Origin of the sequence: Picrophilus oshimae DSM 9789, from assembly GCF_900176435.1 — an archaeon.
GTDB classification, from domain to species: domain Archaea; phylum Thermoplasmatota; class Thermoplasmata; order Thermoplasmatales; family Thermoplasmataceae; genus Picrophilus; species Picrophilus oshimae.
The window spans coordinates 340,656-362,609 of record NZ_FWYE01000002.1; the positions used below are offsets into that span (position 1 = coordinate 340,656).

The 21,954-nt window shown below is 37.7% G+C and carries 21 protein-coding genes; 10 read left to right on the forward strand and 11 right to left on the reverse strand.

What is annotated here, in order from left to right:
• The first annotated feature begins 7 nt into the window (after positions 1-7).
• A complete protein-coding gene (locus B8780_RS05280) occupies positions 8-187 on the forward strand; it encodes a hypothetical protein (RefSeq protein WP_084272898.1) in 180 nt (59 codons plus the stop codon).
• Here the strand turns inward: B8780_RS05280 and twy1 are convergent, their stop codons facing one another.
• From twy1 to B8780_RS05295, 3 genes are all read right to left on the reverse strand, one after another.
• Complete coding sequence (gene twy1, locus B8780_RS05285; RefSeq protein WP_084272899.1) at positions 188-1,153, reverse strand: 4-demethylwyosine synthase TYW1; 966 nt, start codon at positions 1,151-1,153, stop codon at positions 188-190. It abuts the gene before it with no gap.
• Positions 1,154-1,187: 34 nt separating this feature from the next.
• Positions 1,188-2,813, reverse strand: coding sequence for a thermosome subunit beta (thsB, locus tag B8780_RS05290; protein WP_084272900.1), 1,626 nt, complete (start codon positions 2,811-2,813; stop codon positions 1,188-1,190).
• A 99-nt stretch (positions 2,814-2,912) separates the two neighbouring features.
• On the reverse strand, positions 2,913-5,618 hold the full coding sequence (locus B8780_RS05295) for a DEAD/DEAH box helicase (RefSeq protein WP_084272901.1): 2,706 nt from the start codon (positions 5,616-5,618) through the stop codon (positions 2,913-2,915).
• Positions 5,619-5,670: 52 nt separating this feature from the next.
• On the opposite strand from B8780_RS05295, the gene B8780_RS05300 reads away from it, so the two are divergent.
• Genes B8780_RS05300 through leuS form a run of 3 tightly spaced genes read left to right on the forward strand, consistent with a single transcriptional unit; the run spans position 5,671 to position 9,881 of the window.
• Positions 5,671-6,618 carry an NAD(P)/FAD-dependent oxidoreductase gene (locus tag B8780_RS05300; RefSeq protein WP_011177994.1) on the forward strand — a complete coding sequence of 316 codons (948 nt, stop codon included), beginning with the start codon at positions 5,671-5,673 and terminating at the stop codon, positions 6,616-6,618.
• Between the two features lie 33 nt (positions 6,619-6,651).
• A complete protein-coding gene (locus B8780_RS05305; protein ID WP_084272902.1) occupies positions 6,652-7,200 on the forward strand; it encodes a pyruvoyl-dependent arginine decarboxylase in 549 nt (182 codons plus the stop codon).
• Positions 7,201-7,205: 5 nt separating this feature from the next.
• Entirely contained in the window at positions 7,206-9,881 is a 2,676-nt protein-coding gene (gene leuS / locus B8780_RS05310) for a leucine--tRNA ligase (RefSeq protein ID WP_084272913.1), read from the forward strand.
• Position 9,882: 1 nt separating this feature from the next.
• On the opposite strand, the gene B8780_RS05315 is transcribed toward leuS, so the two are convergent.
• The gene (locus tag B8780_RS05315) at positions 9,883-10,284 is read right to left on the reverse strand and encodes an archease (protein WP_011177991.1); all 402 of its coding nucleotides are present in this window, start codon (positions 10,282-10,284) and stop codon (positions 9,883-9,885) included.
• Positions 10,285-10,359: 75 nt separating this feature from the next.
• On the opposite strand from B8780_RS05315, the gene B8780_RS05320 reads away from it, so the two are divergent.
• The 3 genes from B8780_RS05320 to B8780_RS05330 are packed head-to-tail and all read left to right on the forward strand — an operon-like array spanning position 10,360 to position 13,166.
• Complete coding sequence (locus B8780_RS05320; RefSeq protein WP_011177990.1) at positions 10,360-11,478, forward strand: acyl-CoA dehydrogenase family protein; 1,119 nt, start codon at positions 10,360-10,362, stop codon at positions 11,476-11,478.
• Positions 11,475-12,722, forward strand: a complete 1,248-nt coding sequence (locus B8780_RS05325; protein ID WP_084272903.1) for a thiolase domain-containing protein — start codon at positions 11,475-11,477, stop codon at positions 12,720-12,722. Before B8780_RS05320 ends, B8780_RS05325 begins: the two co-directional genes overlap by 4 nt.
• Positions 12,723-13,166: a Zn-ribbon domain-containing OB-fold protein gene (locus tag B8780_RS05330; protein WP_011177988.1), complete on the forward strand. Its 444-nt coding sequence runs from the start codon at positions 12,723-12,725 to the stop codon at positions 13,164-13,166. It abuts the gene before it with no gap.
• Positions 13,167-13,177: 11 nt separating this feature from the next.
• Here the strand turns inward: B8780_RS05330 and tes are convergent, their stop codons facing one another.
• The gene (tes, locus tag B8780_RS05335; RefSeq protein ID WP_011177987.1) at positions 13,178-15,013 is read right to left on the reverse strand and encodes a tetraether lipid synthase Tes; all 1,836 of its coding nucleotides are present in this window, start codon (positions 15,011-15,013) and stop codon (positions 13,178-13,180) included.
• Between the two features lie 162 nt (positions 15,014-15,175).
• On the opposite strand from tes, the gene B8780_RS05340 reads away from it, so the two are divergent.
• Entirely contained in the window at positions 15,176-16,606 is a 1,431-nt protein-coding gene (locus B8780_RS05340; RefSeq protein WP_236719393.1) for a gamma-glutamyltransferase family protein, read from the forward strand.
• Here the strand turns inward: B8780_RS05340 and B8780_RS05345 are convergent.
• Positions 16,597-17,112, reverse strand: a complete 516-nt coding sequence (locus tag B8780_RS05345; protein ID WP_011177985.1) for a hypothetical protein — start codon at positions 17,110-17,112, stop codon at positions 16,597-16,599. The two genes, B8780_RS05340 and B8780_RS05345, sit on opposite strands and share 10 nt — an antisense overlap.
• An 88-nt stretch (positions 17,113-17,200) precedes the next feature.
• Entirely contained in the window at positions 17,201-18,022 is an 822-nt protein-coding gene (locus B8780_RS05350) for a hypothetical protein (protein WP_084272905.1), read from the reverse strand.
• 55 nt (positions 18,023-18,077) lie between these two features.
• Here B8780_RS05350 and B8780_RS05355 point away from each other — a divergent pair, with 55 nt between their 5' ends.
• Positions 18,078-18,467 carry a hypothetical protein gene (locus tag B8780_RS05355; protein ID WP_084272906.1) on the forward strand — a complete coding sequence of 130 codons (390 nt, stop codon included), beginning with the start codon at positions 18,078-18,080 and terminating at the stop codon, positions 18,465-18,467.
• Here B8780_RS05355 and B8780_RS05360 read toward each other — a convergent pair.
• Together B8780_RS05360 and B8780_RS05365 are read right to left on the reverse strand one after the other, a co-directional pair.
• Positions 18,456-18,725, reverse strand: a complete 270-nt coding sequence (locus B8780_RS05360) for a hypothetical protein (RefSeq protein WP_011177983.1) — start codon at positions 18,723-18,725, stop codon at positions 18,456-18,458. The genes B8780_RS05355 and B8780_RS05360 overlap by 12 nt on opposite strands.
• A gap of 29 nt (positions 18,726-18,754) precedes the next feature.
• Complete coding sequence (locus B8780_RS05365; protein WP_048059629.1) at positions 18,755-19,054, reverse strand: DUF2250 domain-containing protein; 300 nt, start codon at positions 19,052-19,054, stop codon at positions 18,755-18,757.
• Positions 19,055-19,169: 115 nt separating this feature from the next.
• On the opposite strand from B8780_RS05365, the gene B8780_RS05370 reads away from it, so the two are divergent.
• Positions 19,170-20,291, forward strand: a complete 1,122-nt coding sequence (locus tag B8780_RS05370) for an OFA family MFS transporter (protein WP_084272907.1) — start codon at positions 19,170-19,172, stop codon at positions 20,289-20,291.
• A gap of 2 nt (positions 20,292-20,293) precedes the next feature.
• On the opposite strand, the gene B8780_RS05375 is transcribed toward B8780_RS05370, so the two are convergent.
• Complete coding sequence (locus B8780_RS05375) at positions 20,294-20,611, reverse strand: rhodanese-like domain-containing protein (protein WP_011177980.1); 318 nt, start codon at positions 20,609-20,611, stop codon at positions 20,294-20,296.
• A gap of 101 nt (positions 20,612-20,712) precedes the next feature.
• Positions 20,713-21,954, reverse strand: a 1,242-nt coding sequence (locus B8780_RS05380; RefSeq protein ID WP_236719394.1) for an ABC transporter substrate-binding protein, incomplete at its 5' end; no start/stop codon positions are given.

The window sequence follows — 21,954 nt, forward strand, 5'->3', positions numbered from 1 at the left end:
ATTATTTATGAAAAAGACAATAATTCAAATAAATATAGAGGTCCCAGAATTTGTAAACGAGCTTGGCAGTGAGGCCTTAAAATATGCCCGTGGTCTGCTTGAGCTTACGAACTTTGCATTAAAAACCGTGAGCAAAAACCAGGATGGAAACAAAAAATCGAGCCTGAAAAAAATAGATATAAAATGATTATGAAATTTTTTCCATGGCCTTTTTTAATACACTGTCGAAATCTATTCTTGCTTTTGATGGATCCTTTGCTATCATTGCAACCCTGCTCTCCCTGCGATCGGCATATGGTGTGTATCCAAGCCTTCTGGCCATCTCGTTTGAAAATTCCAGAACCATCTCATGTGATGGCATGTTATCTGCTGTTAATCTGTCTATTGACTGGCCAACATGGACATAACCCTTTGATTCTATGAAATCCGGATCCGCCTTTCTATCAAGCTTTTCATACTCGTCGTAATATGGCATGTTTACATCCTTTACCAGTGTATGCCTTATAACCTTTCTTGTATCAAGAGATGGAAGGAGCTCAAGCGTTTTATTAAAGTTCTCCCAGGCATTGCCTATTGCAGGATTTAAAACCCTGTTGAATATCTCCTTTGTTGGACCGGCAACAGTTACATAAAGCTGCGTTGGTAATGGATCAAGCTTTTCAAGCACCATTGGAAGTGTTCCGTTTGTTACAAGGAACGTTGATATACCCATTTTTGTTGCGGCCGCTATTAATTCACCAAGTCTTGTGTAAAGTGTCGGTTCGCCTGTTAATGATATTGCCATGTGTTTTGGATGCATTGCCTTTTCCCATGCCTCGCTGCTAACGTTTGGATTGCCCTTAAAACCGGATATTAGCTTTAAATGTGCCTTTATGCTTTCCTCCAGAATAAATTCAGGATCGTCTTCATCGCCTATATGCATCGAATCAAAACCCTGGAATCTCCAGCAGAATTCGCAGTTTTCTGTGCATGAGTTAAGTGCCGGCGTCATCTGTATGCACTGTGATGAATTTATACCATAAAATGTATTTTTATAGCATGATGCCTTGCCGGTAAGCTCACTTTTTGTCCAGTGGCATACCTTAACGGCTGAATGTTTTCCAACAAGACCGTAATGCTGTTTTTTATAAATAAGCTTATAGTTGTTTATCACACATATAAATTTAATAAAAATATTTAAAGTTATTTTAGTCCTCACCTGCGCCCTCGCCTGGATTTGGTGATGGTGACTTTGATGATGAGGATTTCGTTGCTATAACATCATCGATTCTTAGTATCATGACAGCGGCATCTGTTGCTGAGTCTATTGCCTGTTTGCCAACCCTTATTGGCTCTATTACATTTGCCTTTTCCATGTCCTCGACCTCACCGGTGAAGACGTTTAATCCGTATTTTGTGTGGCCTGCTGCATGCTCGCTCCTGATCTTTATTAGTATGTCTATTGGATCAAGACCTGCGTTCTCTGCAAGCGCCCTTGGAATCTCCTCAAGTGCGTCAGCGAACCTCTCTATTGCAAGCTGCTGCCTGCCGCCAACCTTTGATGCGTATGTTCTCAGCCTGAAGGCTATCTCCTCAGCTGCTGAGCCACCGCCAGTGACATATGCAGCATCCTCAACCGCAGCGGCAACAACGTGCAGTGAGTCTGTTATCGATCTTTCTATTTCATCAACAACGTGATCGGTTTCTCCCCTTATTAATATGCTTACTGCCTTTGGATTCTTTGCGCCTGTTACGAATGTCATATAGTCATCGCCGATCTTCACCTGCTCAACCTTGTCTGCCTTTCCAAGATCCGCCTCTGTCATCTCGTCCAGGGATGATACTATTGCAGCGCCTGTGGCCTTTGCAAGCTTGTCGACATCGCTCTTCTTGACCCTTCTAACAGCGTATATTCCTGCCTTTGCAAGGTAGTGCTGTGCCATGTCGTCTATACCCTTCTGTGTTATTACAACGTTAGCTCCTGTTTTCTGTATTTTATCAACCATTTCCTTTAATATGCCCTCCTCCTGGTCAAGGAATTTCTGTATCATTCTTGGGTCGTTTATCTGAAGGTTTGTGTCAAACTCTGGCTTCTTAACCTCAAGTGCGAGATCAAGCAGCGCAATTTTTGCATTCTCCACTGTTGATGGCATGCCGGGATGTACCTTTTCCTTGTCTATTATTATTCCATCAATAAGCTGGGTCTCATCAACGCTGCCACCCTGCTTCTTAACCATCTGTAAATTGTCGAAATCAACGTAGTACTTGCCATCGCGCTCCTCTGCTATTGCCTTTATGGCCTGGTATGAAAGCTCTGCAAGTTTATCCTTGAAAACACCGGCGCTCTTGCTGTTCAATGATGTCATTGCCATCTTTATTAATTTGTCCTTGTCGTCAGGATTTATCTTTATTGATATCTCATCAAGTACCTTCCTTGCGTACTCATCTGCCATCCTGTAACCTTCCGTTATTACGGTTGGATGCACATTCTGGTTTACAAGGGCCTGGGCCTGCTCAAGGAGGGCGCCTGCTATAATAACTGCTGTTGTTGTGCCGTCCCCGACATAGCTGTCCTGCGTCTTTGAAACCTCAACCATCATCTTTGCGGCAGGATGTTCTATATCCATTTCCTTTAAAATTGTAACACCATCGTTTGTTATTACGATGTCTCCGAGTGAGTCGACAAGCATCTTGTCCATGCCCCTTGGTCCAAGTGTGGACCTTATGGATGTTGCTATTGCCTTTGCGGCCTCAATATTGTCCTGCATGGCGTCCCTGCCACTCTCTCTTTTTGTACCCTCTTTAAGTATGAATATCGGCTGACCACCCATCATAATTATCAGGTAAGTAAAAATAAACTTCTATATAAGGATTTCTATCATATGAATTTAAAATTTTTATAAATAGATTTATTATATTAATTAATAAAATAATTAATCCCAGTACTGCCTGTTCCTTGCAAAATCAGTCTCTGCCTGTATGATTTTCTTTATAAAATCATCCTCGTTTATGTATGATACCTCCAGTATCCTAGATGCGGTTTCAGGACCTATGCCGCGGGCAGCCATTGCCATGACCGCTATTATTCCCTTCTCCTTTACAAGATGCGCGTTCTTTTTTATTCTTTTAATTGTCTTTTCATCGTTTTTTGACAGCATCTCCTTATCGAACCTGGATATTGCTGCCACAAGGTATGATCCACAGGCCGGACATTTCACAGAGTCTATGTTTCTAACCTTTAATGTTCTGATATTTCCACATGAGGTGCATAAAAGTATAATTTCCTCATTGAGCAGCCTGTTCTTTATGGAATCTATAATAACCTTTGTTGGCTTTAATGGCATTATTCTTTCTGAATAGTGTGAAATAAATGTTTTTGAGCTTTCTGATATATTATTCTTTAATGTAAATTTTACATTGTTTATATTCTCGAGATATTTTTTTAATATATCTATGTCCATGTAATCAAAGACAAGTTTTCTAATGGAATCCTCATAAAGCGGTGTATTTATATATGATTCTATAATCTTTTCCAGTCTTATCCTGCTTATATCAGCATCGTTTGATATGACGCCAAATTTTCTGGCCTCATATAAAAAAACAGTGTTAAAAAACCTTGAGCGCCTGGCAGACGCTTTAATATAGCCGAAGATGTTTTTTATATCTATGTTTTTTATTATATCCATGATCTGTGAGCTGTTCATGCTCCTGTTCAATCTTAAATATATATGATACGGCGAATAATCCATTTCAACAGATTCACCGGTTATCGATGTCAAAAGGCCTGTTAGTATCTCGGCAAGTGCAAAGTTGCCCATGGTTCCTAGAAGTACCTGTATTATTATTTCATTGCCCTGTGATTCTATTATTATATTATCATCTGTTGCAAGATCGTTTTCGTACCATTTTATTAGATGTTTTTTTGATTCATCATCGAGAAAATCCATTATAATATGATTTTTCCTGTTATATGATACCCTGGCGGCTGCCCTGTAAAGAACCGGTATCTCCTCACCTGTCCAGTGAGGGGCTATGGCCGCGGTGTTAAACGGCTCAACAAGGATCTTTTCCTCGTCGATTCTTATTGTTCTCCATGTTGACCCCTTCATGACAAAGTATGATCCTGGCTCTATTTCGTTAACAACGTATTTTTCATCCAGTGTTCCTATGAATTTTTTATTTGTTTGATCTATAACCCTATAGATCTTTTCACTTGGTATCATTGATATATTATTTATATAATAATTAAGAATGGAATACCTTTTTATTATATTATCTCCGTCGATTATAATCTTCTTTATTGATGCAAGAAAATTTATAACTGATAAATAATCATCAATGCTTAGATCCTTAAATGGATAGGCCCTTTTTATTAAATTGTAAAAATCAATATAGTTCATCTTCTTTTTAAAATAAAGTTCCAGCATGACCTGGTTTGCAACGGTTGCAAGCGAGTTCTTTCTTATTAGAACATCCTCTAGTTTTCCTTCAAGGGCATTTCCAACTATGGCCATGGCCTCCTCGAGCTCTATTACATCATTGCAGACTACCAGGCCCCTTGAGGTCTTCTCAAGGCTGTGACCTGATCTGCCTATGCGCTGTAAAAGTTTATTTATCTGCCTTGGTGAGTTGAACTGCACCACAAGCTCTGCGGTGCCTATGTCTATACCCAGCTCCAGTGATGATGTACATATAAGAGCTTTTAATTTTCCTGATTTGAAATCGTTTTCTGCATTTTCCCTGCTCTCCCTTGACAGTGATCCGTGATGTACCTCGATCCTTGCATTTTTGTCCATTAACTTAATTCTAAAGGACATATCCTCGGCAACGTACCTTCTGTTGACAAAGACCAGGGAACCGCCGGAAATATTGTTTATTTCATTGTAAATCCTTTTTATTGATCCGGCATATTGGTTATCGCAGCCCATTTTATCACTGAGCTCCTGGGATGCCTTTTCAGGAAGCGTTACATTTATTTCAACTGATTTTCTTATCTCCGGCTTTACAATTTCTATTTTTTTATCAGGCTCTATGAATTCTGCAAGCTCAGCCTCGTTATTTGCAGTTGCTGAGAGCCCAATAACCTGGAAGCCGTGGTTAAGCTCCCTGAGCCGCTCAAGTGCTATTGAAAACTGTGATCCCCTCTCGTTCTGGGCCATCTCATGAACCTCGTCAATAACAAGATATTTTATATTTGATATTATTTCTCTTAGGTTTTTATTTACAAGCATGATCTGAAGCGATTCTGGTGTTGTTATTAATATATCGCCCGGATGCCTTACTATCTCCCTGCGTTCTGATTCATTTATGTCGCTATGCCTTACCTGAACATTGATGCCGAGATTCCTTGAATATTCAAAAAGCCTTGATAGCATATCACGGTTAAGTGCCCTCAGGGGCGTTACATATAATAGTGAGACCGGTTTAGGCCTTTCCCTTGATATCATATTTAGTATTGGAAGTATTGCAGCCTCTGTCTTGCCGCTTCCTGTCGGTGATATTATAAGCAAATTTTTTCCCTGCAATATCAATGGTATTGCCATGCTCTGAACCAGGGTTGGCTCAATGATGCCCTGCCGGTAAACGGCACTTAAAACATTATCATCAAGAAGATCAAAGGCATTTTTAACAGATTTCACTAAATATGGATTTTAACATAATATTTAAATATTGGGCAATTTTAACATTGCCATGATAAAGATATTCGGCCTGGGTGTTGCAGGGTCCTACCTGCTTGCAAGGCTCCATGGATCAGGATTTAGCGTAACCGGCTTTGATGTAAAAAGGGATAATTACTATATACCATGTGGTTACGCAACAAACATAAATAAAATAAAAAATTTCATGGATAAAATAAATATTGATATAGATGAATATTTATTATCATATTCCGATATTATAGAAATATCAGGAAATAATTTTAAGCCGATTTATCTAAATTCAAGGGGTTTGGTTACAATAGATAAAAACAGGCTTGAAAAAGATATAATAGAAGGAAACAAAAAGAACCAGAAGATATATCCTGAGATAATAATAGATGCAACCGGAGTTTCAAGGTATTATCTTGGCCGTCCAAAAGATGATGAATTATATTATACAAAGGAATACCTGGTAAAAAAATCATTTAAAGATGGTTTTTATTTCTACTTTTTAAAAAATGGATCAGGATACACATGGTCATTTCCATTAAACGGCAAATATCATATAGGCATAGGATCAAAAAATATTAATGATGTAAGGAATTTTAGTATAAAATCCTATGAAAAAGTTGTTTCAAGGATGATAAGGCTAAAACCTGCCTTTCCTGTTAGTATTAACAATATTATAGGCACTGGTGAGGCCATAGGCAGTGTATCACCAATAACAGGAGAGGGCATAGTACCATCCCTTGAAACCGCCGAGATACTTTTTAAAAACATATCAAAATACAATGACCTGGATGAGATAAAGCGCCATTATGATATTGATATAAAAAGATACATGTCCAGATTTTATAAATTAAATAAACTGGTAAACAATGTCCAGAATGATAAGATATTAAATATTGAGAACATCCTTGCACTTAGAGCCGCATCAAAAAGCCTCAATGACTTTGGCATCGATTTTAGGCTTTCGATGGTTATAAGGCACTTTATTTAACAAATATTTTAAACATGTTATTATTTACCATTTATGCAGAATCTTCTTCCAAGCAAGGTTTTCTTCACGAGGGGCATTGGCAGGGGCAGGACTGAGCTTCAATCGTTTGAAAACGCCTTAAGATCGGCTGGAATAGCACAGTTTAACATAGTCAGCGTCAGCTCAATACTGCCCCCAAGGGCCGAGATAATTTCAAAGGATGATGGTTTAAAACTTTTAAATCCTGGGCAGATACTATTTACAGTTCTTGCAAGAAATTCATCAAATGAATTAAACAGAATGATATCATCCGCTATAGGCTATGCTGTTCCATCTGACCGCGACCACTGGGGATATTTAAGCGAGCACCATGCATACGGTGAGACTGAAAATGAGGCAGGCTACTTTGCAGAGGAGCTTGCGGCAAGGATGCTTGCCAGCACAATGGGTCTTGAGGAGGAACTAAAATGGGATGATAGTAGAAAGGAGTACGTTCTTGAAAATAAGATACTAACAACGAGGAACATAGCATCAACAACCGTTGTGCTCAAAAAGGATGAGTGGACAACAGTGGTTGCGGCCGCTGTTCTAATAATAATGTGATGCATATGAATAATGATATAGAAAGAAAATGGCAGGAAGAGTGGAAGAAAAATCATGTTTTTGAATCAAGGATTGATGAAAGACCAAAGTTCTTTGTTACTGTTCCCTGGCCATACACAAACGGTTCACTCCATGTCGGCCATGGAAGAACATACACGCTTGGCGATATAGTTGCAAGGTACAAAAGGCTTGAGGGATACAACGTTTTATTTCCCATGGGATTCCATGAAAGTGGAACGCCAATACTTGCCTTTTCAGAAAGATTAAGGGAAAATGATCCTGAAACCATAAAACTTTACAGGAGCTACCTCGAGGAATATGAGGCTAAAGAAAACATAGATAAATTAATTGAATCATTTAAGGAGCCTGAAAACATAGCAAACTACTTTGCAGATAAAATTATAAAGGATTTTACATCGCTTGGATACTCCATTGACTGGACCAGAAGATTTACATCTGCAGATCCGGACTATCAGGAGATTGTTAAATGGCAGTTCAATAAATTAAAGGAGTTAAAATTAATAAAGCAGGGAAATTACCCGATACTTTACAGCGTAAAGGATGAAAACGCCGTTGGTGAGGATGATATAAAGGATGGCGATGTTGACAAGGTGACCATAGAGGAATACACGGGCTTAATATTAGAAAATGATGATTTTAATCTAATAGCAGCGTCTGTCAGGCCAGAAACCATATTCGGAATAACAAATGCTTGGATATCGAATTCAAAATACAGCATCTTTGAATATAAAAATAAATACTATGCCGTTTCAAAGGAGGCATACACAAAATTATCATATCAATATGACATAAAATTTGTAAAAGACATAGAACCTGGTGAAATTACGTCCAGAAAATTCAGGGTTCCATTGCTAAATGAGTACATAAATGTTTACATTGCGGACTTTGTTGATCCTGATAATGCAACCGGTGTCGTTTACTCTGTTCCAGGACATGCAATATATGATTATTATTATGTAAAAAGGCTCGGCATAAACGTTAAAATAAAAAAGGTCATAGCAATAGATAATATAAGCGTGGAAAAGCTTCTTGAAAAGTATGGAAGCGATGAAAAATCATTAAAGGAGGCAACACAGGAGCTTTACAAGTCTGAATTTTACAATGGTTTACTAATAAACTCTGGAGATTACTCTGGATTGAGCGTTCAGGAGGCCAGGGAAAAAATAAAGAACGATTTAATAAGATCCGGAAATGCAATAATTATATACGAAACATCAAGGAAGGCCATAACAAGATCCGGCTCAAAGGTCATTGTTGCTGTTATAAACGGCCAGTGGTTTATTGATTATTCACAGCCATGGCTTAAGGAAAGAACGCATAAAATGATAGATGCCATGTCATTTTACCCTGAATTTTACAGGAAGATCATGGGTGATGCCATAGACTGGCTCAGGGAAAGACCATGTGCAAGAAGGCGCGGCATAGGTACAAGGCTTCCATTTGACAGCAGCTGGGTTATAGAATCATTATCTGATTCGACAATATACATGGTTGGCTATACCAATTTAAAGTATTTAAGAAACATTTACAATGAATTAAAGTGCATACCGGATGATGTTTTGGACTTTGTATATTTAAATAAGGATTTTCCTGAGAATTATAAAAAATTTAAAAATGACATTGAGATGGCAAGGAATGAGTTCAATTACTGGTACGGCGTTGATCTTAGAATTACAGCACCACCGCACATATCAAATCATCTATCGTTCTATTTAATGAACCATGCCGCAATCTTCGATGAGGAAAAGTATCCAAAGGGTCTCATGATCTCCGGGCTTGTGATATCAAACGGTGCAAAGATATCAAAGAGCAAGGGCAATGTTATATCATTATTAAAGATAAAGGAAAAGTATTCGGCTGATATATACAGGCTGTTCGTTGCTGTCGGTGCTGATATCTCATCATTGCTGGACTGGAATGAAAAGGATCTTTCAGCAGTTATAAAAAGATACGAGTCCTTCATTGATATAATGAATAAATTCGAATTTAAAAATGACGATGGCTTTATATATAAATGGTTCCTATCGAGATTCTACTCAAATCTGAACGACTATTTTAATTTAATGTCGTCATATAAAATAAGGGATGCATACATATCAATATTTTACAACGTTTTAAATGACATTAAACATCTTGAATTAAGACATGGCGATGTTAATGCTGCAGTCTCCATGATAATAAGGGACTGGCTCATAGCACTATCACCTGTGATACCACATACATGTGAGGAATACTGGCACAGGTACATAGAGGATTCCTTTGTCAGCCTCAAAACGATTAACAAGGACATAAAGGAAAGGATAGATAATTACATAATAGAATCAGAGAATTATCTTGAAAATATAATAAATGATATAAGGGAAATACAGAGGGCTGCAAGGATCTCTGGAAAAACGGCATTAATAACCGTATACGGCGATGAACAGGCCTATTTCATAAAGAATTACAGTAATTTAACAGGGAAATTTAAAATGGCAATACCTGACTACATGAGGAACAAGCAGAGAATAATGAACACAATGATAAACGAGTACTCTGTTATAAAGGAAAATATAGATTACATAGAGGAGATGACATCGTTAAAGATCGTTGTGGATGTATCAAAGGGAATAGATAAAAAGAACCCGTGGCCTGGAAGGCCATTAATAAAAATAATTTAATTTATATATCAAAGACGATTTTTAGAAAACCATCTTCAGGCCTTATTTCAAGATCGTAGTATGTAACAGCCTTTATAATGTATTCATATTCAATGTCGCCCTTTAAATAAAATCCTTTGATTATTCCATTTAATTCCATATCATTTATTTCCAGATCTGATTTATAGTAAAGTACCCTGTTGATTTCAAGCTCGTAGAGTGCCTCGGATAAAAATGATATTAGAAGGTCTTCATAGCTATTCTTTTTAATTTTTATACTTCTTTCTGAATCAGTAAAATCGTTTTTTATTTTAATTATGCAGTCTGCCATTCCATAGAGCGCATTTTGAAATAACTCCTTATATGACCTGCCATATACAATGATTCTTAGATCACCGGTATGATCCAGTATTTGATACTTCATATATGTATATCATTAAACTTTAGAACTATTTTTCCATGTATTAAAATTATTTATATTATACATTCATATTAAAACATGGATCTGGATTTTATAAGAGAGAATGTAAAAGAGTTCTCTGAAAAGGAGATAATGCCACTGTCAAAAAAAATAGACGAGGATGATTATTTTCCGGTTGATTTATTCAAAAAGCTTGGAAGGCAGGGCTATCTGGGCGTAACAATACCGGAGGAGTATAATGGAACAAACCTTGGCTACATGGCACAGGCCATTATTGAGGAGGAGATAAGTTATTGTTCTGGATCGATCGGCCTTTCATATGGCGCGCACAGCAACCTTTGCCTTGATAACCTTTTCAGGAACGGTTCAAATTACATAAGGGAAAATTATGTAACTAAGCTTGCATCCGGCGATATGATCGGCTCACTTGGCATGACTGAACCATCGGCAGGAACAGATGCACTTTCAATGAAGACAAGGGCTGATGAAATGGATGGAAAATATAGGATAAATGGATCAAAGACTTTTATAACAAATGCGCCATTTGCGGATGTATTTTTAACCTATGCAAGAACCGGTGATGATATATCCGCATTTTTGATACTTGCAAGCGATGCCGGTTTCTCCAGGGGAAAATCCTTTAAGAAGCTTGGCATGCGTGGCTCTCCTACAGGTGAGATATATTTTAACGATATTATAATTGGCAGTGATAGAATCATAGGAGGCATAAATCATGGAAAAAACGTCATGTTCAGCGGTTTAAACATGGAGAGGGCCATCCTTGCATTCAATTCTATAGGTATATCAAGAAGGGCATTTGATCTTGCAATGGAATATTCCATGGAGAGGGAACAATTTGGTAAGCCGATACATGAATTTGAATTAATACAGGAAAAGCTTGCATACATGTATACAAAGCTTGAAACAAGCAGGCTCTTTGCATACCATGCACTGGAAAATGTTCAGAAGGACAGGATGAATTCACTGGATGCTGCAGCATCGATATTATACGCATCTGAGACCTCAGAGTACATAGCAAGGGAGGCCCTTCAGATCTTTGGTGGTTACGGATACATAAAGGACTTTGAGATAGAACGTTTAATGCGAGATTCGATACTATTAAGCATAGGTGCCGGAACAAATGAGATAAGAAAAAAGCTCATAGCCGAGGCCCTTGTGAGGAGGTATAAAAAATGAGGGATGTTTACATAGTTTCCGCAGGATTGACAAAGTTTGTTAAGGCAGATCAGAACAACGACTACCGTGAGAAGGTAAGGGAGGCATTTGAGTATGCAAAAAACGATGTTAAAATAAAAAATGACGATATCGACGGCTCTGTCTGTGCATACTTTTCAGATCATGTTCAGGGACAGCTGCTTGCCGGTGTTCTTGTAAATGACTACATAGGCCTTGCACCAAAACCATCCAAGAGGATAGAGGGAGGCGGTGCAACCGGCGGGCTTGCCGTTCAGGCAGGTTATGAGGAAATAGCCTCGGGAAACATGGATGTCTGTGCCGTCTATGGCTTTGAAAACCTTTCAAGATTAACAACGTGGAAGGGAAACGAGGTTATAGCCCTGGCCAGTGATATAAACTTTGATTTTCCACTTGGAGGATTTTACACAGCATACTATGCATTGATGGCGACAAGACACATGTATGAATTTGGAACAACCGTTGAACAGATGGCCATGGTATCGGTAAAAAACCATGGAAACGCAATTTACAATAAATTTGCACAGAGCCCAATGAAGTTAACTGTAGATGATGTAAGGAAATCCCCAATGGTGTCAACGCCATTAACAAGACTTGATATATGTAATATGTCCGATGGGGCGGCGTGTTTAATACTTGCAAGTAAGGATAAGGCATATTCAATTACAGATAAACCTGTTAAAATAGAGGCAATAGGCTCTGCAAGCGACACATTAAGGCTTGCTGACAGGCCATTTGGTGAGGTCCCGCTGCTGCCAAATGAGAATAAAGATGATTATAAGAATCTAAGGTATCCAGGGGTGCATTCATTCAGGGCCGGCAGGCTTGCAGCAATACAGGCATATAAAAGGGCAAATATAAAGGACCCTTTAAATGATATAGACTTTGCAGAGGTTTATGATTCTTACACTTCTGCAGAGATACAGGCATACGAGGATCTAGGGTTCTGCAAGTACGGCGAGGGTGGCAAATTCATAGAGTCTGGAAGGCCAATGATTGATGGTGATCTTCCTGTAAATGCCTCGGGTGGTTTGCTCGCATCCGGGCATGCCATAGGTGCAACAGGCATAATGCAGGCTGTGTATGCATTCTGGCAGATACAGGGGAGAATAGAGAGACACCTTGGAAGCAACAGACTTCAGGTTAAAAATGCAAACCGCGGTGTTGTGCACAGCCATGCCGGAACTGGAGCATATGAAACTGTAACAATATTAAAGGGTGATTAAATGACCGATGTATATAAAATCGATCCATTAATAATAAAGGAAAGCTTTAACATGGATTATTACCATAGCTATGCCCAGGATTCAAAGTTTTTCCAGGAGCTTGGGCATGCAAGATTGCTTGGATCAAGATGCAGATCCTGCGGCTATAAATATGCAACTCCAAGAAGGTACTGTATGTTCTGTGGATCAGAAACGGAATGGATAGAGCTGCCACATGAGGGGAAAATACACAGCTGGACACGCTGCTATTTCAGCTCGGAATCGTTCCTTGAGGAGGTTCCTTACAATTTAATACTTGTTGAATTCGAAAACATAGATTCACTGTTCATGTCAAGGCTTTTAAATGCCGATGAGAAAACAATAAAAATAGGAATGCCTGTTATAGCAAAATTCAAAAAATTCCAGGATTTCAAGATAACAGATGTATATTTTGTACCAAAATAAATTTAAAAATTTTATTGACCTGGATTAACAGATGATATCACAGGTATCTGGTCTTTCTCAAGATCCAAGCCGATCTCTTCCTTTGTTAAGTTCCTGCCTATGCTCTTCTCGTAGAATCTTATGATCTCCTTCTTCTCCTCAACAGTGTAGTGCCTGAAGTACTTGTCCCTCTTTAAATTGACACCGGTCTTCTCCTCGTAAAGCTTTGCAGGTATCGAATATTTTCTCTGTGTTGAATCCCTGTATAACTCAGGTATGACATTGAATGCGCAGAATGGAACAACCCTGCCGTCTGGCATTGCATAGTGTATATCGCATCTCTCAACACGGTCAACATCGTATGTGTACGGGTCCTGGAAGTGCATGAATCCTATGAACAATGATTTGTAATGGAATGCCTTTAAACCATGATAATCTCCCTCTGTGAATGCATTGTAAACCATGTCCTTTAATCTGAAGTCCTTTGGCGCCTTGTCATAGTCAACGAACTTCTTTAATTTAAATAGTAACTTTGTGATTGACTCTGCCTTCTTTGCGGTCTTCCACTTTGCGTACTTTATCTCATCACCAAGCTCTGACAGGTATTCAAACATGCCTTTTACATCGACAAACCTTGTTACAGGTGTTATCTTGCCCTCATCATAGAAGACGTATGTTCCCATACCGCAGGCAAAGTGTATTGAGAGCTTGTATGTTGGATGTCCCTTCAGGGCCTCAACGAAGTTTGATACCTCTGTTGTTGCCGGAACCGTGAAGAAGTCCTCCCTGCCTATCTGGCCATCGAGCTGCTGCTCTATCTTCTTTATTGCGCCCGGTATTGTTATCCTCTGCCTGGCCCTGGCGCGGTCCGACATCCTGCCAACCAGACTCACAGGCTGGAAGTTGACGCCCCTCACAACATCTATGTTTGAAAGTGCGAATTTTATCATGTCACCAAGGTACATATCATTTATTCCGCCTATTACTGTTGGCACAAGAACAACTCCAAGAGGTGCCTTTCTGTAGTTCTCAAGTGCGGCAGGTATCTCCCAGAAGTTCTTTGGATTTGACCTTGGTGTTGGTCCATCGAAGCTTGTGTATATTACGTTTGATCCGGCCTCCCTTACCTTTCTGACGAAGTCCGGGTCGTATGCCTCTCTTATACTGTTTGTGTTTAACTGAACATGATCGTAGCCCTCCTCCCTTGCAATCTTTATGACCTCAAGGATATCGTCCCTCATGGTTGGCTCTCCGCCAGTTATCTGCACTGCATTTGCGCCAACAGGCTTTTCGTTTCTCATTCTCCTGAGCATCATTCTTATCTGATCCAGTGAGGGTTCATATATTGGCTCATTCTCCTTTGCATAGAAGAAGCAGTACCAGCATGATAAATCGCAGCGGTTTGTTACAACGATGTTTCCAAGACCTGTGTGTGACTTATGCTTAACGCAGAGACCGCAGTGCGTTGGGCATATGATCTTCTCTGCAAAGACTGCAACGTTTGGATTTAATATCTTTGTACCTTCTTTGTCCTGATACTTCTTTGCCTCCTGGTACATATCATAGTCTTCCCAGTACTTTTCAACTGTAACACCGTGCTCAGGGCATTCCTTAATTAGCTCAACCTCGCCGCCCTTCTCGTAGACGATGGCAGGTATCCTCATCTGATCAAATTTCTCCTCATCGACGCAGAGCGGGCAGAGACTTTCAGTTACTCTTAAAACAAGCATGTCCTCATTTATTAGGTGCCCCATCGATGATAGGACCTCATCCAGTGTTTTAAAAGGTGCATTCTTACTGATCTCAAAGTCACTCGCTATCCTGACATTTGGATAATCAGGATACTTTCTCTCTTCTGTCATTACCATTAGATTTCACCTATGTTATTGATAAGAGATTAAATGGTTAAAATACTTTTGTATATTTTTTCACTACTAATTTTAGAGTTTATTTAGCTATTATAGCTACAAAATTGTGTCAAATAATAATGCCACATCAAAGGCTTAAATAATGATGTACGATATATGTATATGAATTATGCTGTTGCCTCAAGCCATCCATTAAGCACATTTGTGGGAAATGAGATATTAAAAGATGGTGGAAATGCCTACGATGCCGCAATTGCAACCAGTGCTGCACTGGTTGTTGTTCAACCCCATTTAAACGGCCTTGGCGGCGATTTTTTCTCAACGATTATTGATAATGATATTTATTCAATAAATGGAAGTGGAAATGCACCGGAACTTGCAACAATTGAATTCTTCCATAGGAACGGTTATAATAAAATACCGGAGCACGGGCCATTATCATCATTTTCAATACCAGGGCTTGTTTCTTCCTGGGAAATACTTTATAAAAATGCCACAATGAAGCTTGAAAAGCTATTTTCAAGGGCAATATCATTTGCCATGGACGGCTTTATTCCAAGTAATTCTATATTAAAAGCAATTAAAAATTTTAAGTACGGCGATGTGGATTTTAATAATATTTATTATAATAATGGAAGATTGCTCGTTCAAAGGGCCCTTGGAAGAACATTAAAACTTCTAGCAGAGAAGGGTCTTGAGTCATTTTACCATGGAGATATTGCAAGGGCAATAGAAGATGATATGATCAAAAAACACGGATTGATAAGATTTAATGACCTTGATTCATACAGTGCAAGCGTTGTAAAACCATTGGAAATAAGATACAGAAATTACAGTGTTTACACAAATCCCCCTGTAAGCCAGGGTGCAACAGCGCTTTACTGGTTAAACAGGCTTAATAAATATGATTTATACTCCATGCCGGATGACCTTTACTATTCATCACTGATAAATGAGATGTACCCATCATATGAATTTAGAAAAAGTATGATTTATGACGGATCATCAATATCAAATGATGACCTTTTAAATAATTACAGTTATTCAAAAAATAAAAAGGATGAGAAATATTCAGATACAACAGCATTTTCAGTCTTTGATGGCGACGCAGGTATAAGTGCAATCCAGAGCAACTACATGGGCTTTGGATCCGGGCATAGCATACATGGCTATGGAATAAACATGAACAATCGTGGTTCCTATTTTACACTGGATAAAAACCATAAAAATGCACTGAAACCTGGTAAAAAGACGTTTCATACACTCATGAGCACAATTTTAAATGGAGATAAATTAATACTCCTTGGAAGTATGGGTGGCGATATACAGCCACAGGTAAACGTTCAGATAATAACAAGGATCATTGACTTAAATTATAATATCCAGGATGCAATTTCATATCCAAGATTTGCATACCCGGCATCGATATACGGTGATGCTGACCTTTACTCTGAGAAAGGTATAGTATCGGGAAGTAAATACATAGATGGATTGAGCAGCACGATGGGGCATGCCCAGGGAATTCTCATTGAAGATGATGTGCATGCCGGTTTTGATCCAAGGGGTGATGGGCTTTTAAAATATCATCTATGACCAGTTATAAAAAGCAGCTGCGGCGATGGTATTATGTATTCACCTGGATTGTCATTATACCTTGAGATAACATAGCATATTCCGTTGTTAACAAGATAATCTAAAACACAGTTATCCAGTTTTGCAACCGATACCGGCAATCCGTTATGATCAATTCCTGAAAGAATATCTAATGCACCATCAGGCAGGTTTTTAATGTATTCTTTTATTTTATCAAGGTTGCACCTTGACATTGCGTCAATGCATGCATTTAAAATTACATCACCAAGAGATTCATTTTCTATGATTTCATTTAAATCTATGCAATGGGATAGATAAATCTTTAGATCTGAAACGGCTTTTATAACAGGATTGTTTTTATATCTCTTCCTTAAATTGTTTGATGCATCATAGTAATCGGCGCCCACAGATATAAGATACAATGCCTCAAGTATATCACAACGGCCTGTGTAAAGATAGGAGAAGATTAAATTTCTTATATTATTTCTCTGAATATTTTTCTCCATGGCAGCGAACACCTTTAGGCTTTAATAATAAAACATGATTTTTAAATTTTATGTGTAATTTATAATTTTAAATTTTTAATAATTTTAATTAATCACCATATTTGCCATTCTTTATATTTATAAGCTTCTCGGCCTCACGGAATATAACTTCCATGTTTGGCCTGTACTTTATTTTTATAGATTTTTCCTCAAGAAAGGCACGAACATCATCCATTGATATCTTCTCAACCTTGTGCATTATAATCCATTTTAAAAACTCCGGAACCTGTTCCAGGGCTCTGGCACGCTCGCTTGAGTATTCCTCATTTTCAAGGTATGACCTTGCTATGGAATTTACCTCATCAATCTTTGATTTTATTTCATCGTCAAGTGGAAAATCAAAGTTTATGCCCTTTGATAACCAGAAACTGCGAAGTATATCATTTATATCCGTGTTTTCATAGTCATTCTTTGCATAGTTTATAATCTGCTCAACAAGTGATTGAACCGACTCGTCATTGACCTCCTTCACTATTTGAACGATCTTCTTTTCATCGTCCATGTCGAAATCATCCATGAGCATATCATTGTTTATCTCTGTGAACCATTTTGACTCCTCATGGTATTTATAACCAACGTCATTTAAAACGTATATTATATCGACCTCGCTGATTTTATTATAAAACTTTGAATACCTGCTTGAAAAGCTTATGCCCTCATCTGAAAGCTTTTTTATTGAAACAACGATGGATTTAACATTGTTTGATATAGCAGTGGACATAAATTTCTTCCATGAGCCCTGGTTTTTATCCCATTCAAAGCTCATTATTATATCCGTATCTATTGAGTAAAATATATTTATCGAATTTCTCTTGCAGAATTTCTTTAATTCTGAGACCATTATTTCAAGTTCATCTTTTTGTCCGGGCAAATGTATCAATCGAATAAGAGAAAACAAATATAAAAAGATTTTTGATATTCCCTCAATGAGGTTAAAATTAAATGTCGTGGGAATTACATTCATTATCGTTGAGGCAATACTTATAATAGGAATCTTCTTTGCGATAATGGAGACAATCGTGGAGATAATTTTAAACATAACAGAGTTTTATGTTGTTGCCGATTATGCCCTTGAAGGATCGCTTTTTATTGTTGTTTTGATTGAAATATATCTCAGTGTTATGGATTTCTTTTCAGGAAAGGGTAGAAGTCTTATCTATATAATAGATGCAAGCATCGCCTTTGTGCTAAGGGAAATTATAATAGAAATTGTTAGGTACGGTTTAAATATAGGCATTTATACCATTGCATCCATTGTTGTTTTAATAGTTTCATTAACATTTGTAAGGCTTATTATTATTAAATCAAAGTCTTGAAAGTATATCTGCTATGCTCTCTATTTTATCGCCGTTCTTTAAATATGCATTTAAATCAAATTTTGCATCTATTAAAAGCTTCTTTGATGCCGGTATTATAAAATACGCCCTGCTATCACTGCCAATTAATATTAATTTTTCCTTTGTCTTCCTGCCTGTTTCCTTATCTATGTATGAATAAATAACGAATTTCCCGGAATCCTCAAAATGCCTTTCCTCTATCTTTCCTGATTTTGATTTTGTTTCATAGTCTTCCATAAAATATAATATATATAAATTATAAAAGTTCACTGGTTCTTTCTTAATACTTCATAGCCCTTTTCTGTTAATTCATAGTATGACCTTGAGCTATTTGATTTTCTGGCCTTTATCTTAAGCGTCTTTTTCAACGAGGATGTTAACGAATTTCTATCGACTTTGTTTCCATAATATCTTATATAGCCCTCCTGCTTTAGATGCTTAAATGCGAATCTTACCTGCTCCTTATCGGCCATATGACCCAGAAGCCTGCGCCATATTATTGACGGCGAATCCGGGCCGTACTTATCCAGATGCTTTAAAATATCCATTTCCAGATCGGTAAGCATTGATATGATATTATATTCATAAAATAAGTATTTTTTCATTTAAAATATTATTTAAAGGTTCTTTAATTTGATTTTTTTTGAAAAATATTAATATTTATTTTACAATCCGATTAGGATGGATAAGAGAATCTTCATCGTCATAGGCCTATTGACAATGTCTTTTAACTCTCTTTACCAGTACTCATGGAATGCGTTTGAACCACTATTAAAAACAGGTTTAAATGTAACACTGGTACAGGTTGAGCTTGCATTTACATTATTTGCAATATTTTCAACGGTATTTCAGGGTATAGGCGGTTTCTTTGCAGATAGAAGGGGCCCAAGAATTGTTGGAATAATATCTGGAATACTTTCGGCAACAGGTTTTCTTGGAACTGCATTGATACACAATTTATATGCATTTTATATTTCATGGTCAATAGGGAGCATAGGCGAGGGAATACTCTATGGAATATCAACAAACCTTGCGGTAAAGTGGTTTATAAAAAGACGTGGATTATCAACAGGTATTGTCTCGCTTGGCTTTGGCCTTGGTGCCAGTGTGGCAAACATATTCATTTACAGGGCCGTGGATTTTGAATCTGTGATGCTTATAATAGGCATAACAGAGGTAATATTAATACCTGCAATGATGTTCTTTGTTGAATACCCGGGCAAAAATCTTACAGGAACGAAGGCCTCAAGGAATTTAAGGCAAAAAAGATTCTGGATTCTATATTTATCATTTATAACAGCATCACTACCTCTAATGGTTATATCATCATCCTTTGGATATATAGGAAAACAATTGCCAGCAGTTGAGTTTACAATTCTTTTATCAGTATTCCCATTGCTAAGCGGCACCAGCAGGCCCCTGCTAGGACTTGTTTCAGATTACATAGGCAGGCCGATGATGGTTCTAATAATAGATGTATTTTTAATACTTGGATCTTTAATGCTGATATTTAATGTGTTTGCTGCAGCAATAGTTCTTATAGGCTTCTTTGGTGGCTCAATGATATCGCTATATTTCTCACTTGTTGGCGATCTCTTTGGAACAAGATTTTCTACCGCAAACAATGGAATATTCTATACAGGCAAGGCCGTCTCAGGCGTAATAGGAAGCTCACTATTTGCCATAATGTTTAAAATAAATCATTACTATTCATACATCTTTGTTCTTTTATTCTCAATACTTGGAATAATATTTCTTTACACGGCATCACATGACATTATAATAAAAAATAAGAAATCTTAATTTTATTCATCATAGGCTGTTACCAGTGGAAATCCTGAAAAATATAATGAGTATATACCCCCTGCAAGATTGTAAACGTTTTTTACACCGTTTTGTTCAAGATATGAGGCGACATAGATGCTTCTGTGCCCTGAGGCGCAGACCAGAACTATGTTCTTGTTCATATTTTTAATCTTTTCAATGTTGTCTGGTATTTTATACATTGGAATAAGTATTGAATCCTTGATATGCATCTCGTCATATTCAAATGGTTCACGTACATCGATAATTACCTTATTTTCAAGCTTATTGAGATCTTCAGGGTATATATCATTTACCATAGGTGAAAAATAATAAAAGAATATTTAATCATTTTGTAATAAAATATTAACTTATATAAACAAATATCAGAAATCAATATTAAAAATATTTAAAATAAAATTTAGAAGAATTTTGTTGTTGCTATTACACTGCCTGCTATTAAATCGTTTAATGCCAGTGTATTGTAATTTACATTATGCGTTGCATATGATGAATTGCTTGATGAGCCATTGTATGATATGTACATTAAATTATAGAAGTATCCACCAAATGGATTGTAGACAAAGTTGTGTACATATGGCTGGACAAAGTAATATGTGTATGGCATTGGAAGCCACATGTATGCATATTGATCATATACTATCTTTGAAACTGTCTTCATATCCTTTATCTGTGTTGTTGCATTGACAAAGTCCAGGAATGAGAAGTAGTGCTGAAGCGTTGCATTGTCAACCCAGGCATCATTGCCACCGAATGTTCCACCCTCTGATTTATCGTATATTGGTATTAACTGCTGGCCTATTGGATCTGGATAGTCTGGAAGCCAGCCAAGGTCAACGAAGTGCGGTGTTGTTGATGGTGATGTCCAGTCTGCAACCTCTGATTCTGTTACATATGCAGCAGTGAAGTGTAAGCCAACCTTTGCAAATGAGTCTATTGCAAGCGTTGTCTGTTCTGTTTCAAGTGTTGTTGCCGGTGCTATTCCTGTTATTGTAAACGTATGTGATGATAGATCCGTTCCGGATGTATCACCGATCTTTGTTCCGTTTGGCAACACAACGTAGAAGTGGCATTCATCACCTGCAATTGTCAGGTTCTGTATTGCAGCTGTTATGTTCTGTTTTGGCAGCGGGAAGTTATCAGGATTGTAGTATGCCTTACCGTACTGTGGTGATAATGGTCCAAGCTCAAGGTATGCCTCAGGTGTTCCATTGTAGTTATTATTATATATCGTCAACTCCTCTGCATAATTCAATGAATCATAAAAAGCCACTCTGAAGTGTAAATTCTTTGTGTATGATCTCTGTGTGTTCATTGATATATAGAATGCACCAAGAACCTTGTATGATTTAACAAGGTTTCCATTTGCCTCTGATTTATCATAGAATCCTGAGATTATCTGCTTAAATGATGATGGACCAACCTCGCTGATCTGGGATGTATTATCATCGAAGTCCTCAAGACGGTCTGTATGTGATAATCCGTATTTTATTACTATCTCCGGTATGTGTGCTGGCTGTGCTATTGCAGGTATCTGTGATGCATGGCCATTTACCCAGTAGTTTGGATTCTTTACAAGAACTATGGTGCTTAGACCGGATGATACACTCTTTATTGTGTATGGACCTGAGCCTATTGCACC

Coding starts and splice junctions, on each gene's coding strand:
- B8780_RS05280 (WP_084272898.1), top strand. CDS start 8: ATGAAAAAGACAATAATTCAAATAAATATAGAGGTCCCAGAATTTGTA.
- thsB (WP_084272900.1), bottom strand. CDS start 2,813: ATGATGGGTGGTCAGCCGATATTCATACTTAAAGAGGGTACAAAAAGA.
- B8780_RS05300 (WP_011177994.1), top strand. CDS start 5,671: ATGATAAAGATATTCGGCCTGGGTGTTGCAGGGTCCTACCTGCTTGCA.
- B8780_RS05305 (WP_084272902.1), top strand. CDS start 6,652: ATGCAGAATCTTCTTCCAAGCAAGGTTTTCTTCACGAGGGGCATTGGC.
- leuS (WP_084272913.1), top strand. CDS start 7,206: ATGAATAATGATATAGAAAGAAAATGGCAGGAAGAGTGGAAGAAAAAT.
- B8780_RS05315 (WP_011177991.1), bottom strand. CDS start 10,284: ATGAAGTATCAAATACTGGATCATACCGGTGATCTAAGAATCATTGTA.
- B8780_RS05320 (WP_011177990.1), top strand. CDS start 10,360: ATGGATCTGGATTTTATAAGAGAGAATGTAAAAGAGTTCTCTGAAAAG.
- B8780_RS05325 (WP_084272903.1), top strand. CDS start 11,475: ATGAGGGATGTTTACATAGTTTCCGCAGGATTGACAAAGTTTGTTAAG.
- B8780_RS05330 (WP_011177988.1), top strand. CDS start 12,723: ATGACCGATGTATATAAAATCGATCCATTAATAATAAAGGAAAGCTTT.
- tes (WP_011177987.1), bottom strand. CDS start 15,013: ATGGTAATGACAGAAGAGAGAAAGTATCCTGATTATCCAAATGTCAGG.
- B8780_RS05340 (WP_236719393.1), top strand. CDS start 15,176: ATGAATTATGCTGTTGCCTCAAGCCATCCATTAAGCACATTTGTGGGA.
- B8780_RS05345 (WP_011177985.1), bottom strand. CDS start 17,112: ATGGAGAAAAATATTCAGAGAAATAATATAAGAAATTTAATCTTCTCC.
- B8780_RS05355 (WP_084272906.1), top strand. CDS start 18,078: ATGAGGTTAAAATTAAATGTCGTGGGAATTACATTCATTATCGTTGAG.
- B8780_RS05360 (WP_011177983.1), bottom strand. CDS start 18,725: ATGGAAGACTATGAAACAAAATCAAAATCAGGAAAGATAGAGGAAAGG.
- B8780_RS05365 (WP_048059629.1), bottom strand. CDS start 19,054: ATGCTTACCGATCTGGAAATGGATATTTTAAAGCATCTGGATAAGTAC.
- B8780_RS05370 (WP_084272907.1), top strand. CDS start 19,170: ATGGATAAGAGAATCTTCATCGTCATAGGCCTATTGACAATGTCTTTT.
- B8780_RS05375 (WP_011177980.1), bottom strand. CDS start 20,611: ATGGTAAATGATATATACCCTGAAGATCTCAATAAGCTTGAAAATAAG.